The organism is Sulfobacillus sp. TH-112, from assembly GCF_057473405.1.
In genome coordinates this window covers 1-15,193 of the sequence record NZ_JBYCKN010000047.1, presented here as the reverse complement: position 1 = coordinate 15,193, position 15,193 = coordinate 1, and the positions used below count along the sequence as shown (strand labels likewise).

The 15,193-nt window shown below is 54.3% G+C and carries 13 protein-coding genes; 2 read left to right on the top strand and 11 right to left on the bottom strand.

The window, feature by feature from the left end; translation table 11 throughout:
* Window positions 1-629 precede the first annotated feature (629 nt).
* The 8 genes from ACOJWD_RS03130 to ACOJWD_RS03095 form a co-directional block, all read right to left on the bottom strand.
* Window positions 630-3,767, bottom strand: a complete 3,138-nt coding sequence (locus ACOJWD_RS03130) for a winged helix-turn-helix domain-containing protein (RefSeq protein ID WP_486991767.1) — start codon at window positions 3,765-3,767, stop codon at window positions 630-632.
* 535 nt (window positions 3,768-4,302) lie between these two features.
* Window positions 4,303-4,848: a hypothetical protein gene (locus tag ACOJWD_RS03125; protein WP_486991766.1), complete on the bottom strand. Its 546-nt coding sequence runs from the start codon at window positions 4,846-4,848 to the stop codon at window positions 4,303-4,305.
* 811 nt (window positions 4,849-5,659) lie between these two features.
* The gene (locus tag ACOJWD_RS03120; protein WP_486991765.1) at window positions 5,660-5,977 is read right to left on the bottom strand and encodes a type II toxin-antitoxin system RelE/ParE family toxin; all 318 of its coding nucleotides are present in this window, start codon (window positions 5,975-5,977) and stop codon (window positions 5,660-5,662) included.
* A complete protein-coding gene (locus ACOJWD_RS03115) occupies window positions 5,974-6,207 on the bottom strand; it encodes an addiction module protein (protein WP_486991764.1) in 234 nt (77 codons plus the stop codon). The genes ACOJWD_RS03120 and ACOJWD_RS03115 overlap by 4 nt, the downstream gene beginning before the upstream one ends.
* Before the next feature lie 456 nt (window positions 6,208-6,663).
* Entirely contained in the window at window positions 6,664-7,074 is a 411-nt protein-coding gene (locus tag ACOJWD_RS03110) for a putative toxin-antitoxin system toxin component, PIN family (protein ID WP_486991763.1), read from the bottom strand.
* Window positions 7,075-7,076: 2 nt separating this feature from the next.
* Window positions 7,077-7,343 carry an AbrB/MazE/SpoVT family DNA-binding domain-containing protein gene (locus tag ACOJWD_RS03105; protein WP_486991762.1) on the bottom strand — a complete coding sequence of 89 codons (267 nt, stop codon included), beginning with the start codon at window positions 7,341-7,343 and terminating at the stop codon, window positions 7,077-7,079.
* A 1,257-nt stretch (window positions 7,344-8,600) separates the two neighbouring features.
* Complete coding sequence (locus tag ACOJWD_RS03100) at window positions 8,601-9,170, bottom strand: VapC50 family PIN domain-containing toxin (RefSeq protein ID WP_486991761.1); 570 nt, start codon at window positions 9,168-9,170, stop codon at window positions 8,601-8,603.
* Between the two features lie 2 nt (window positions 9,171-9,172).
* Window positions 9,173-9,634, bottom strand: coding sequence for an excisionase family DNA-binding protein (locus ACOJWD_RS03095; RefSeq protein WP_486991760.1), 462 nt, complete (start codon window positions 9,632-9,634; stop codon window positions 9,173-9,175).
* Window positions 9,635-10,732: 1,098 nt separating this feature from the next.
* Between ACOJWD_RS03095 and ACOJWD_RS03090 the strand changes: the two genes are divergently transcribed.
* Window positions 10,733-11,389: a DUF3800 domain-containing protein gene (locus ACOJWD_RS03090; RefSeq protein ID WP_486991759.1), complete on the top strand. Its 657-nt coding sequence runs from the start codon at window positions 10,733-10,735 to the stop codon at window positions 11,387-11,389.
* Between the two features lie 1,034 nt (window positions 11,390-12,423).
* Window positions 12,424-12,777, top strand: a complete 354-nt coding sequence (locus tag ACOJWD_RS03085; protein WP_486991758.1) for a hypothetical protein — start codon at window positions 12,424-12,426, stop codon at window positions 12,775-12,777.
* A gap of 941 nt (window positions 12,778-13,718) precedes the next feature.
* Here the strand turns inward: ACOJWD_RS03085 and ACOJWD_RS03080 are convergent.
* The 3 genes from ACOJWD_RS03080 to ACOJWD_RS03070 all read right to left on the bottom strand — a co-directional run bounded on the left by ACOJWD_RS03080 (window position 13,719) and on the right by ACOJWD_RS03070 (window position 15,075).
* Window positions 13,719-14,063, bottom strand: a complete 345-nt coding sequence (locus ACOJWD_RS03080) for a hypothetical protein (RefSeq protein WP_486991757.1) — start codon at window positions 14,061-14,063, stop codon at window positions 13,719-13,721.
* A 297-nt stretch (window positions 14,064-14,360) separates the two neighbouring features.
* Window positions 14,361-14,795, bottom strand: coding sequence for a type II toxin-antitoxin system RelE family toxin (locus ACOJWD_RS03075; RefSeq protein WP_486991756.1), 435 nt, complete (start codon window positions 14,793-14,795; stop codon window positions 14,361-14,363).
* A complete protein-coding gene (locus ACOJWD_RS03070) occupies window positions 14,782-15,075 on the bottom strand; it encodes a type II toxin-antitoxin system Phd/YefM family antitoxin (protein WP_486991755.1) in 294 nt (97 codons plus the stop codon). Before ACOJWD_RS03070 ends, ACOJWD_RS03075 begins: the two co-directional genes overlap by 14 nt.
* Window positions 15,076-15,193: the final 118 nt, after the last annotated feature.

Genomic DNA, 15,193 nt, shown 5'->3' with positions numbered 1-15,193 from the left:
GACGAGGTCACGCATCACCTGCCAACGGATGGCAGGATCGGCATCGAGCAACCATTCGAGGACTGACGCCTCAACCTTATCACGGTGCGGGTCACCGAACATACCGTACACTCCTCCTCGAAAATCGTTTCAGCACTTTCAATTCAATCCAAGCGCTAATCGTACCGCGATTTTCAATGCCCCTAAATATTGAGAATTCTCGGTGGATTAGCTGAGGAAACTCCTTGATATGCTGTCATCCCGAAAAAGACTCACGACACAATGAAAACCGCATACGATACACCCCCTCTACGCAGATAAGGAGCGTCCGACTGACATTCAGATCACTAGCCATACACACGACCCGAGGAGCATTCCGGCAAAAATGGCCCGCAGGTCACGTCTCCTCTCTCACAGGCACCGGGAATGGTCTTGGCATCCGGCGACAACTGCTCCCGACCCAAGCATATCTTCAATGGTGGTGCGAAGCATGCCACTCGGGCAGTCACGTCGAATAAAATCCGATATCGCTTGGGAATTCCCCTTGAGTACGGCTACTACACATCGACCGAGGGTAAGCGCAACCCGCGGGAATTGCTGGACGGTGACCCGCCGCCTAAAGCTATCCGTAGAACCCGCGAAAAAGCCATTTATCCTTCGATGCGAACAAACAAACCGCTCAGATCACGGGCTGCCTCTGCGTGGCTCATCCAAAAGTTATGATTGCGGGCGTCGCCTCGATAGAAAAGGTCATCATAAGTTAATCGCTGTTCCTCGTGGGGGAGGCGTTGAACCGCTGCAACCGCCAAATCGCGCAATTGGCGGGGCGTTTGGAACGATTCATCAGTAAGCGCATAATAGACGGCCAGCTTCTCCACTTCATCGATTTGCTGCCCGCGGGCCGCCGCAGCCCCAAGAATCTGACTAAACAAAATCACTGCTTTGTCCTCCAGAACAGGCGCAGCGATTTCAAAGCGGCGATCCATCGGCACACGGTCAAGCATGTCTTTAGCCTTGCTGCGCTTCAGCATATTAGCCACCATGCCATCAATGTGTGTCGTGGAACTGCCAATGAGGACAAAGACCGCCGACCGGTTTTCGTTCAGGTTCAAATCGAGAAGAGAAAAAACATCCTCATAGGGCCAGTTAACATCGGCACGAGCATCAATCTCATCCAAAAGGACCAGAACCGGTTTGTCCAACTCGTTGATCACGCGCAGCCCTTCCACCCAATCCTCCCGCCCCAAACGTGCCAGGTTGAGTTCTACATAGGAGACATCCGCGCCCAGAGCACGGGCTGTCTCTTGAATGAGGAACGATTTCCCGCTGCCTGGGGCCGCCCAAATGAGAAAGTTTTCGTGTACCGTGCTATGGCCTCGCAACGGGGCTGCAATGCGTCCTTGCCAATCGCGCAACTGGTTGCGAACCCGTTCATCATAGCGACGGTAATTGCCGATCACCGTACAATCCGCCAGTGACACACGATTCATGGACCGCGTCGCGATCAGCGCGCTGTCGTCCCCTTGTTCACGGCTTGGCACCGCCACTAGCGGAATGCTTTTCGTACGCACAGCGGTCGGTTCGTTACCGTGCTCGCTAAAGTCGTTCGTCAAAGAGTCCTGGCTCTTAGCCCGATGAGCCGCAGCCAATGCATAGCGACTAGCTTTAGCCACGCCCAACGCCCGGCCCATCTCTTGGGCCGCCGCGATACGGTCATCTGGCATGCCAGCACGAGCTGTCGCCATAACGGAGTCTCCCCATGCCTCCCGCAATGCAGGCGATGTCTCACCCGCTCCCGCCAAAAGCGCCACAGACTCTGCCAAGAGGCCCCGCAAAGACATCCACCCTGCCACCGGATTTAACGACTCCCCCAATGCAATATTCCCATCTACGGCTGCTGTCAGAGCCTCAATCATTAACAGTTCAGATTCCTCTCGGTCTCCCATGTGCTCCTGAGCGAGCGCCAGCAGGATTTGCGCTTGAATGAGGTTCGGGACCACCCGAAGCTGCTTAAAAATATCTACCGCTTCCGATACTAAGGTGCGCGCCTTGGCCCAGTCCCCTCGCAGCCCAAACCCCGCTGCGCGCTGGGAACGGGACGACGCTTTCTGGTACAAGGAGACCTCGGGAATCTGATCCGCACGATCTAAGAGCTGGTCGCCCTGACCCCACCGCCCCTCGACGAATTTCACGGTAGCCAGAAGCATCCATACTTGCGCTTCCGCCGGCGTGCCACGCACCAACGTCAGACACTCCTCAAAGTAGCCGCGCGCACGTTCCGGTTCCAACATCCATACTTGGCCCGCATAAAGAAAAACGCTCTTTTTCACCTCCGGGGACACGACATGATGGCTCATCACGTCAATGGCATGGCCCAACAAGCGGCGGGATTCCGCCTGGTCTCGATCAAACGAGGCAAGAATACCTGCCTGGGCCAGTGCTAAACAATACTCGTCGACAAAATCAGTTCCATCACACAACGATAGGGTTTGCCGAAGCTTTTCCCGGGCTGTAGCCACTTCACCAAGACGGAAGTAATAATTTCCAAGCGTGGCTGCTAGTTTCACGGCGCTAACTGCGTCCCCAGCGTCGACGGCCGCGCTCCAGCTCGCCTGCAGGTTGCTACCTTGCACGTCGACGTACGACCAATCATCGCTAGCCGTTTGCGTCCGCACCAACGTGGCAAACTCGGCATAGTAGGTCCACCAGCGCTGACGCACGACGGCCAATTCCCCGGCCTCATGCAGTTTTTCAGCTCCGTATGCGCGAATCGTTTCCAGAAGGCGGTAATATGTGCCATGGACCGTGCTAACAGTTCCCAAAATAGACTTTTCTACCAACCGTGTCAGATACTCGAGGACATCCCACGCGTCAGCATCGTCGTCGGAGATCACGCTTGTGGCTGCTTCAAGGGAAAATGTGCCGATAAACACCGACAGTCTCCTCCAACTAATGCGCTCCCCATCACTGAGCAAGTCATAGCTCCAATCAACCAGCGCCCGCAACGTCTGCTGTCGGGGCAGAGCGGTCCGGCTGCGGCCTGCAAGAAACCGAAACCGGTCGCCTAACCGGTCCGCAATATTTTCTGGTGACAGTACGCTGACTCGAGCGGCCGCTAATTCCACTGCCAGAGGAATGCCGTCGAGCCGAGAGCAAATTTCAGCGATGGCAGGAGCATTCTCCTGGGTGACACAAAATTCGGGGTTGGCCGCACGTGCGCGCTCGACGAATAACTGCACGGATTCACAGAGTGAGAAGTTTTCAAGCGCTGGCAACTGTTTCGGATCTGGTGTCGCAAGCGGAGGCACCGGCCACATCGCTTCGCCAGCTACCGCCAATATCTCGCGACTGGTTGCGACGATATGCACACGCCGTGTGTAGCGGAGCAACCCAGCTGCTAATATTGCACAACCTGCAACAACATGCTCACAATTGTCCAGCACTAAAAGCATAGATTTATCGAACAGCACATCAGTGAGTGTGGCGATAACCGACTTGTGGCTAGTGACAGTAATCCCCAAAATTTTCGCCACCGCTCCGGCCACCTCGGCGGGATCGATGAGCGAACTCAGTTCCACCAAGTACACGCCGTCGCCGTAACGGTCCAGTAGATCGGACGCCGCTTGAAGCGCCAAACGAGTCTTTCCGCTACCACCCGAACCGGTCAACGTGACCAATCGATGAGATTCGATAAGTTGTTCAACCTGTTCAAGTTGGCGCTCTCGCCCGATAAAACGGTTCAGTTGCGCCGGTAAATTGTTCGGGATAACCTCGTCCACCTGTTTCATTACCTCCTGCTTCGGCCCAATCAAAACCAAAACCCCATCCACGTTCCAATCCAAGGCGGCTCTTAAATTCTTGTGACGCCATCATATGACGGAGTTGTGAAGCGGGTCAAGAACCAAGCCTTTCGGCTGCCGCGCAGCTTGCCGTCCTCTTCATCATTCATAGCCTAACATTCGAGGATCGCCGGCCGATGTCCTGCTTGAGGCTTACGAAGCCACTCAATGGGCTCTCCAAGGGGGCAGTGAGCGCGAAAGACCGGGTCCAAGTGGAGAGAACAAGAGTCCTAGCCGACTTGACAACCCTTCCCCGCCTGAGAAGAAGTCGCTAATGACCACCGAGTAATCCCTTAAGCACGTCTTCCGCACCTAAACAGCGGTAATGGCGGAGTTTGATTGTCGGAATTATTCGCAGGAACTGCAGGGCGGGATGGTGACTACCGCTTTAGGTCAAGAGCGAGGGCATCGACCGATCGACAATTGCTATCCTCAGCCCACAAGTACGCTAATATTGGAGTTAGTGGTAAAATCCGTAGTTTTACTAACCAAACCAAGACTTCCTGTGCCCCAGAACTATTGTCGCCAGTTTCCCTAAGTTATCCGTAAGTTGATTTTCGAACGCCATTGTCTCATCGTCAGTACCCGTAATGGCGTGCGTAATCTCATGAATCAACGTCCCCGCGTACGACTCCACCTGTTGCAGTTGGTCTCGTCTAATGATGATGCGTGATTCAGCCCTCTCCCACAACCCTGCTGCATCCGAACCGTTCCAGTTTAGTTTCATTGTATCTGAAATCAATACCTCTTCGACAACCTTCTTGGTCTTAGGGAACCAGTTAAGAATCGTTTGAGTTTTGTCGAAGACCTTTTTCTCGCTAGACGTCAATTTACTCGGTGGAACAAATGCAAACTGGAAGGCATTGTTCCACTCACCTTCGTCTGGACCCAAGTTTCTGGCGTACGATGACATAGACGATAACCGTTTATATTCGGTGATCACGTGGAGTTCATCTTGGTCGGCTGTCCAGTTGGCTATCCCCACCACGACGGAGCAAGCCTTCCGGATTCTTCGGACGGCTTCGTCCACTTCCTGTTCACTATCAAGTCGTCCACTAATTGTTAACTTGTATCCCGACCACCAGTCATGGAACTGGACGACCCCGACGAGATGACCGTGGCTCTTGGCGCCGCACAGGAGTGTTCTGGCCCTACCTATGAGGCCAGCTACTAAAGATATTCCACCACGAGCTCTCCAAGAACGAATGATGTGGACGGTCGCTTAACGTTTCGGGAGACTGCTTTGAGTGACTTGCGCCGCCACGACCAATGGCGGTTGTCATTGAAGCCGCCTGCCTCGCCTATCCGGGACGAAGTCGCGGAGGCCATCACACGAAAGCGTGAGCCATTCCAAGGGTTTGACGACCTCCCATACCCCGCTGTATCCGTTCAGAAATCACGGCTTCCCGTCAAACGTTGTCTGGTCGATGTGCGATCCAAGCAGTTCGTTGTCTTCGTACCCCGCGGTGCCGATGGGCAACCGGAGGTCGCCCGTATACGACACCCACGCCAACAACCGCTATTCTGATGGAAGGCCACCTCCCCTTGCCTTAAGGTAAGCGTTCTGATACGAGCGTAACCCGGCGACGACCGGGATTAGAATGTCCGCACTCTAGTGTCGGTTGCCACGATACGCTAGAACCCTTGTACATCAACGAATGCGTGGTTTCTTATGATTTACGCTGTCCCTTCCAAAACGCCCGTGCCGTGGCTTCGTGGCGACGCCGTGCTGACAGATGCCATGCGTCCGATCACATTACCAAACAATGTCCCCGGCGCCGGGACACAATAATAACCCGCCCCAAGGGGTCGTAGCAACCCCGAAGTCTGCACGTGGTGTCTTAGTTATTGGGGTCGTCATGTCTCCGCGACACCCGGTCCCTCCACGTATCGGGGTGTCGATGCATGTGCATCACCGCGATCACCAGCAACGTGCCATCGATAACACGATAAATCACTCCATAGGGAAAGCGGCGCAATCGGCAACGCCGTGTCCGCTCCGACAGAAGCGGCCAGGCCTCGGGGAATTCGGCGATGCGGTTCAATGTCTTTTGCACCTCGACCGCCAATTGGTATCCGAGCCCTTCGCTTTGCTGGTTGTAATAAGCCACCGCATCCTCTAATTCGGCCGCGGCCACCTGGAGAAATTCGACGGTCATTTGCTGGTCGGCCGTTGAATCCGGCGAAAGACCGTTTCAGCCGGTAGGGTCTCCATGTCTCCGCGTTCATACGCCCGCAAACGATCTTCGGCCTCGGTGCTCCACGCCGCGTCGATCTCTGCCCGTGCCGGAACATCGAAACTGGCCAGCAATTGCTCGACCAATTCAGCACGGTCCATAGGGGGCAAGGCCATCGCTTCGGTCAGAATACGCCGACTCTGGTCCGTCATCATTGTCCCTCCAATGCTCATATTCCCGTTTCACGAGCTCTCACTGTTATTATACCAGTCAGCTTAAATGTCATGGTGCCATGCGGGCGATCCACCGTCACGTTTCTGTACTCTTGCCCCTGGTCGCAAAATAAAAATCCGCAATCGCTTGCGGTGTAAGGGTTTTACGATGGTGTCCCCGGCCGGATTCGAACCAGCGACAACCGGGATTAGAAGAACCGCACTCAGGTGTCTACGGTATCGCTCGGATGTCACGAAGTCCTTGTCCATCAACGAATTCGCATTTGAGTGTGTCCACCTTGTCGGTACCAAACTACCCGTTCCATTGCTTCATGCTGACGCCGTGGTGACGCGCGCCAACCGGCTACATACCTTCCAATCCGGCACCACTACGTCAGGGCAAGACTTAAGCATCAGCTCCCACGCCTTCCGTCCATCTGGTAGGTCATGGAATCGCTACCACTCGTCCATTTGAACAAATTCGCGTGCCGTCATGACGCGCGGCGTCGTAATGCCCGCTTCCAAAAAATCCTTGTCTCCGGTAATGAGTATATCCACATGCGCGACAACGGCAGCGCGAAGAATAGGACGATCCGAAGCGTCGCGCACGAGAACTTCGTCCGCGATGCCGCCAACGGGTGTCTGAACCACCTCCACAACCGTCAAGACCAGCGCCAAAAAACGTTCCAAGGCCGGGATTTTGTGCGGAAACTTACGATTAAACACCCGCCGTAGTTCGTCAATGTTTTGGTCAGTGATGAATCCATAATTGGGATGAGTAACCGCTTTTACGTAGGCTTGATACGGAACCCCGGACGGATTTAGCGAGGCCGAAAGAAGAATGTTGGTATCAATCAACACCTTCACAGTCAATCGGTTTCCTTTCGCACCACTTTTACCAGATCCATGACCGCGTCGTCCGAACCTAAGCCGACTTTCTCCGCCTCTCCTACCATGTCCTGTTGCAGCATTTTCATCGCATAAACGGCCGAATTCATCAGAATGACGCGATCATCCTCACAGATGAGCGTTACCCGGTCGCCTGTCGACAACCGTAACTGGGATCGAATATCTTTCGGGAGTGTGATCTGTCCCTTGGTCATCACTTTAGCATTATCAATGATGGGCACCGCCATGTCTTCGCCACCTTTCTGCCAAACAAGAAACTATCCCTACTTTCCCTACCATTATGATACGCGATGCGCACGAAAAAATATACCCCGTTGAAGCCGCTTCGGCCTTGGAAGACCCAGCCACATCGATGTTTTCTTTAGCCTCACCGTACTCTTTCCCGAATCAATCTATCTTAATCTTAGACTCCGCATGTTGGCGCGAAGAGTTTTAGGGATTTAAATACACCAAATCTTTCGCAAAGGAGGCGGGCCCGGCCATCACGAATACTGTCGCATGGACACCTTATTTACCGAAAATCCTGATAGGCCGCTATCCGGCCCGAATGTGCATGATGCAGAATCTTAAGGATTGAAGGAATTGGCCCACGGGTTTCATGCGGAAGAGTGCTCCATGTTGGCGCGCCGGGGACCGAAAATCCCGCGTTCACGCGTCCATGACGTCGCTACGATAGTCTGGGGTCTGGCGCCATCACCGCTGTCCCCCGACGGATCGTCTATTACGTCTCTTGGGTCGAACCGCATCCATCGGCTCTGGGTGACGCCGTGTGGGACAACGGAACGGAAAACAAAAATAACAAAGCTAGCAACCGCTTGCGGGGCAAGGCCTTCATGGTGTCCCCGGCCGGATTCGAACCAGCGACGACCGGGATTAGAAGGCCCATACTCCGGAGTCTCAGGCGTCTTCCTATGCGCTGCAATCCTTGTATATCAAACAGCCCGTGGGTTCCGAGCATCTACGCTGTCGCTCCCAAAACACCCATTCCATACCTTTGTGGTAACGGGATTTTTCGCCCTACAGCAGTCGTCAGCCCTCAACCAGTCATGGTTTGAGATAGGCACTACTCATCTATTCCCCCTCGACCGCCGCCATCATGTCCTTTGTTGACGTGTTTCCGCACCAGTCGCGTCGACGAACGATTGTCGTGGCGTTTTAACGACCCAACTATGCAAAACTCCCCGCATGGATGGTTCACCCGGGATTAGTCCTCTATAGATTAATAAATTCGGATACGAATAACCCCGCCTGCCTCACGAGCCACGATTCCGAACGAACATGGACCCCATAGCGTCCGCGAGAGGGTTTGCAAGGGTCGTCGCAAAATGGGTTGCGGATACGGAGTGACGAAAGATTGGGATTACCATCTTCTCATGAGGCCGCCCTCATCAGCGAGACTATTGTCCCCGAATGCACACGATTAACGCCTTGAAGCATTGAGCGAAGTCCGGATCCTCCATCGTGGTCTTGGGTACCATCGGCCTTTATGGCAAATAATCGGGCAACATGGTTTGGGCTTGTGAAGCAAAATTGGGAACCGTTTTTTGAAGTGATTTTAGGATTCCGGGGACCGAATTCATCGGCTTACGTCTGTTCGATGCAAGGTCCTCAAGGGCATGAAAAAACTCCTGTGAGGCAAGCTCCAATTGATAGCACAAAAAATCGTCCGGATGCTGGACCTCCGTGTAACAGAATCCTGCGGGCACACGGAAATCTTTAAGGACCAATACGTCAGCCCTACTCGCTATAGCGGCAGCCAGCACATGGCGGTCTTTCGCATCATTCGGCATCGCTGGAATCGCATGCGTATAGTAACTGCGATCCACCATGGCATCGGGGAACGCATCGGTCATGATACCGAGCAAATAGCTCACACCAGCCTCAGCTTTGGCGGCATCCACTTTCCCTTTTTTGATATAGGTCCGTTGCAACTCATCCAAAACGTCTGGGCTCCACCGGACCTGACAGATGCCGACTTCCGCAATGGTCAAAATGACATCGCGGAGATTCGTAGGAAATAGCACGCAGGTGTCCAGAAACGCAACGAAAGCCATGTCTATGGCTCCCGTTCATCGAAATCATCCGACTCATACAACCCTAAAGACTCCGACACCCGCACCATCTCATTGACATTGGCTTTACGCAGACTGTCCCGTGTGCTCTTGTAGTCCAAAAGATCGCCCAACCGTACCCGACGGTGAGATCCAACCAGGTGATAGCGAATCTTCCCCTCTTCCAACAAACGAATCAAATAGGGACGGGACACCTGCAACAAATCCGCAGCCTGCTGTGTCGTCAGCGCCTCTTCGTAATGCAAAATGGACACAGAATTGCCCTTAGCCAGTTGTCTTGCTGCTTCCATTAACACGCGAACCAGCGGAGTGGGAAGTTTCACCTCAACGCGCTGCTCATCCACCAGGACATAGTTCGTGTTCGGGTGTGCAACCAAGTCGCCAGCCACTCGCTTAATGGTTTCGAGATCGTGCTCGTCTGGCCCGATTAATATTTGATCCGCCAAAATGCTCCCCTCCTCTGTGGCTTAGTCTACCCGTCTACAATCGCATTATACGCATTAACCGAAACAAACGCAACGGTTTCCTGGGGGAACCCGAGGCACGATCTTCGGCAGTCCCTTCGCTAGCCGACGTCGGCCGTCCCACGGAGATCCTATCAGAACACCTTTATTGCTCTCGATGACGCTGTCGTCCCGGAATGACGTGGGAGCGGTCGGCACTACTTGGCACGGTGCCGCACTGACGTCCGACACGTCTTCCCCTATTAGGCCTGACAAGCTCAGCAAGCGGGGATTACTTAGCGTGCAAAGGAGGGGCTATCCAGCCCGACTATACATGATTCGCCGCCTCAAGGATTGAAGAAATGGGCCCATCGGGTTCATGCGGAAGGGTGCTCACTGTCGCTGCATCAGGACCGAAAATCCCGCGCGCACCCGTCCATGACGTCGTTACGCTAGTCTGGAATCAGGAACTATCACGGCTGTCCCCCGACCGATCGTCTACCGTGTCTCTCCCACCGAACCGCATCCACAGGCTCTTGGTGACGCCGTGGGGGATCAAGGGGCGGAGAACAAAAACAAAAAATCCGCAATCGCTTGCGGTGTAAGGGTTTTATGATGGTGTCCCCGGCAGGATTCGAACCTGCTACGCCGGGATTAGAAGAACCGCACTCAGGTGTCTAGGGTGTCGCTCGGATACCCCGAAGTCCTTGTCCATCAACGCATTCGGGGTTGCGTATATCTACGCTGTCGCTTTCGAAATACCCGTTCCATCACGTCGGGGTGACGCCATGGTGACGGATGGGATGACCCACAATGGGGTACCGAACGCAAATCGGTTGCCGCACATGAACTTCCCATATCACGCCTGGTTCGATTTCGACACTACACTCCTGACTGTCGGCTGGGCTGGTCAAGCCCAGTTAATATTAAGGACGCATCATCGAGTGCCCTGACGAATTCCTGAGTGTCAAGTCATCAAAAGATTCATTAGCGGTGAATCTGCATCGCGGACATGGCGAATCGTCCACGTCTGGTATCTAGACGTGAAAGCTTGATGCAATTAGACTGAGAGCAACCTTCACTCAAGGAATTGATAATTTAATGGAAACCGTCGTATATATATTTGGCGATGAATCGGGGAACTTCGACTTTAGCCAAAAACGGGGTGCTTCACGCTACTTTATTCTCACCACGGTCATGATGAAAAGTTGCGCCGTAGGAGATGCTTTACTTCAATTGCGAGGGGAGCTGGCATGGAAAGATGTGCTGCTAACCGAACAGTTTCATGCGGCATCAGATCGACAAGCAGTCCGTGACCAGGTATTCAATTGCCTCGCTCCGTTCAATTTCCGTGTCGACGCCACGATTTTAGAAAATCGGAAAACCATTGAGCGCTATCAGACCGACGTGTCTCAGTTTTATCGACTAGCGTGGTGGCTACACCTCCAGTATCTAGGCCAATCAATCCACGGCGGAGACAAAGCTCTGATCGTAGCGGCCTCATTAGGAGAGAAAAGAAAAAGACAAGCATTCTCGGATACATTTAACGACGTGGCCCGACAGACGGTATCCCACGCGGATTTCCATACCGCCTTTTGGCATGATGCGACGGATCCGTGTTTACAGGTAGCCGATTATTGCGGATGGGCTATTCAACGAAAGTGGGAAAGCCATGATGATCGATCCTACGCGCTGATTGAGCACCAAATCGCCAGTGAATTTGATGCATTCCAACGCAGTGCTCACTATTACTATTAATAACCGCTCATCTGATATGTCCGAGTAGCCGGTTGGAGACCTCGCGAGCTCTCAGTGACGTGCGTCGTTCAAGAACCTCCCTGACCTTGGGTCGTTATACCTCGTTCATTACATCCGGGTATTCTTTTTTTATTAGCAGAAAAAAGGCCAGCTAGCAGACATTCGTCTGCAGAGCCCCATGGACTCTTTCGCCAGCCGCCCCGAACCATATTTAGCATAACTCGGTACTGACAAAGAATGCAATGGGCTGGAGGACTTGGTTAACCACTGCATGACCTCTGCGCAACTCCCCACCGTAAGCCAGGAAGGTATTCCAAGCTCAGTTTGGAGTATACGAAGAACATTATGGTAGCGAACGGCTTAAATTGACTGGGAGTTGACGCTGTCCAGCGTCTGGAATTGCTGACGATCACGTTTGTGGCGACCCGTTCCCGTACGATCAATTATAAATTCGGGTGCAGTGTCGTTATCTCTGATCTCCGGAGCTTTTGCCGTGGATGCCGAAAAGTCCTGCTTAGGCCCCGTGGGAATCGCTGGGAATAGGTAGCCCTCAGGTTTTCCGCGCCTTGACCGATTATAACGCCAGATCGGGGGATAGCCGTTACACATGAGATTCTAAAAGCTACCTCGCTTGTGTGTTAGGACATGCCGCCTACCGGCTGATCCTAGCGGGTGCGCTATTATCGCGTCCCGCGCCTCCTCGCCGATGGGTTGGTCACGCGTCAGGATGGCCCCAATGGGTTCGGTGGTTGGCGCAACTCTTGCGCTACGATCTCCTCATTCTGGACGATTAGGTCGTGCATCAGGCCTACCACGTCGCGATGTAGGGGGAATCGATGCCCAAGGTCTTGCCAAATCGCTCCCCTTTGGGTCCAACAGAAGCGATGACGACCTCGTAATGGGACAGCACTTATTGGATTACCTGGTCAGGACGTTTCGGACGGACTGGCTGGACAGATATTACTGGAATCCCTGGTCAATTTCGTTGTAATATGCAGGCTCGCCGTGGATGTCATGAAGCAGGAGGTGAGGCCATGGGCAACGTGGAAACACGGCCGATAACAGTAGCCCGATGGGGTGATTTGGTGTCGGTATTCGGACGTCGAGGGGACGCCCCCGGATGGTGCTGGTGCCGCCTCTTTCTCACCCCCAACGCGGCTCGGCCTATGAACGCATCTCCCAACAACCGCGAGGCTCTGTACCACGAAATTGAACATTCTGTCACCCCGCCCGGACTTCTCGCCTATGTAGACGATCAACCGGTCGGCTGGACTCGGGTCGGACCCCGCGACGGATTACCCGGGGTGTATGAAAACCGACGGTTGGCACAGGTCTTGGGACAAAATGATGGCAACGTGTGGTGGGTGACGTGTTTCGGCCGTGGATAGCCCTCATCGCCGAGCCGGCGTTGGCCAGGCGCTATTGCAGGGGGCGAGCGCGGTCGAAGGGTATCCCGTCGATGTTGCTCGTCTTCAGGCGGCCCGTGTATCAGGGCCTGCTTTGTACACCGGAACGGTGGCCATATTCGCAGCGGCAGGCTTCAGTGAAGTCTCCCGCCCATCGCCTTCAAGGCCCGTCATGAGACTAAGCCTGTGACCAGTGGCAGCGAATATGCGGACCCCGATCTCTAAAGCCCCGAAATTGCCATGGACAGGCGTGGCGCGGGCGGATCAGGATCAAACTATGGACGCCCTTTGATTTTACCAGAACGTTGCACTCAATCACTATAAGACCCGTATATGCATGATTCAGCACCTTAAGGAGCGGAGGAATTTACCCAGAGGTTTCGTGCGGAAGAGCGCTCAATGTAGGCGAATTGGGGGCCGAAAGTCCCGCCATCACGCGTCCATCAAGTCGCTGCAATACCATGGAGTCAGTGGCTATCACCGCTCTCCCCCGACGGGCCGTCTACCACGTCCCTCGGATCGTACGGTATCCATGGGCTCTTGGTGACGGCGTAGTTTGTGGGCGGGCCGGCCACCAAAACAAGAAAAACCGCAATCGCTTGCGGTGAAAGGGTTTTAGGATGGGTCCCCGGCAAGATTCGAACCTGCGACGCCGGGATTAGAAGGCCCGCACTTCGGGGTCTCCCCGATGCGCTACACTCCTCGTCTATCAACAGATTCGGGGTTTCGAAGCATCTACGTGGTCGCTCCCAAAACACTTATTCCATGGCTTCGTGGTGACGGATAGATACTGGAGCCACGTGGTATTTCGTTCTTCTACGGACACTGCATGGGAACTCGCGAGCAAATTGTGCAGCTTCGCACTGCCTTCCCTGGCGATCCGGCGGTCCCCCTACTACTCGAAGACGGATGATTTGGGCCCTCTAGGGCGCGGTGTGCCACCGTTTGAGCCGTCGCTCCATGCGTTCGTCTAGTTCATCGCGAATGCGTGCCTCGTCCTGGGTTGGGTCAGGTACCGGGGCGACACGGTTATCGTCAAGGAATTGCAGTAACAGCCCCCGATTCCGTAAACCGACGCGGTCCGCTGCTTCGCCACTCGTTAAATATTCGGCGGCGTAGAGAGCGGACGCCACCCGAATCCGCAAGCCATCGAGGCCTTCTTGCTTAACCAACGTGCGTGCGTCCTCACGTGACATTCCCACTATGGCCCGCAAGGAATCTAACGTGGCATCGTCCACGTCCATCGCGTGTTGGCGGTTCATGGCCATTAAACGTTCCCTCCTAACCTCTGCAAACGAGTCCTCGCCCACTCGACAAACGGCTGGGGCGATCGATTCAAGGACTCCAATCCAGCGGTTCGCGCACTTTTCAAGTAATGGAGTTCTCCCATTCTGGCAACACTTGTACGCGCACCACACCATTGCCATCCCGCGGTCCCTTCGGCCAAGACAGCTCCGTTGACCCGTGCGCGAGCACACTTAAGACGGGCCTGCTGGCCCTATAACATTGTTGCCTTTGTCCGTCTATGAATTTCTAAAGTCCTGTCGCCTCGTGGCTTCGCAACTTTATTTACGGGGGTTTTTCTTGCGTGATACATGGGGAGATCGACGCCGTGCTTCCCACCGAGGGCTACTAGAGAGAAACTCGCGCAGGTTGCCTCGACTCTTAAAGTGGCGCAATCGCTTGTCCGCCACGCGAAACACGACGTCGAGGTTGCGTCTCTCGATGGTGAGAATATAGACCACGCGCAGGACCTCGACCGTTTGTTCGGTCACGCGAAACACGATGCGAAGACCCGCATCGCGCAACTTGATTTCCTTGCATCCGTGGAGCTTAGTTGCGTATTTGTTCTGGAGCGGCGTTCCTACCTCGTCAGCCCGTTCCTCAAGACGCGCTAAGGCCTTGTCCACGATCGTCACCAGGGCGTTATCGAGTCGTTGATATTCTGTGAGCGCATCCGCATCGAACCGAACGTCGAACCGCTGATTACTCATTTCCATGCGAGCGCTGAACTCGCCGCCAAGGCACAGCACTTTCCGGATGGCTCTCCAGCCGCTCAATGCGGGATTCGAGTACGCTCGCCTCATATCGTTCTTCGAGCTCCAACAGCCGTTGGTACAATATTTCGTATTGGGTGTATCCCAATAGGACCGTGTCCCACCGGCCGTTATCCATGATAAGAATGGGCTGCTCTTTCGCGTGTTTGCGGATCTCACCAAAATGCTTCACAGCGTCAGACGACTTGACCATCTGGTCCTGGGTGAAGCTGGGCTTATCCATCGAATGGTCCCCCACCTCTACACCGTCCTTTCCACAGCGTGCCCGATTCTAATCCTATTATACACACGATTACATGGGAAATGTTACGCAACATGTTGCTCTGGATGGGTCGTGCTAT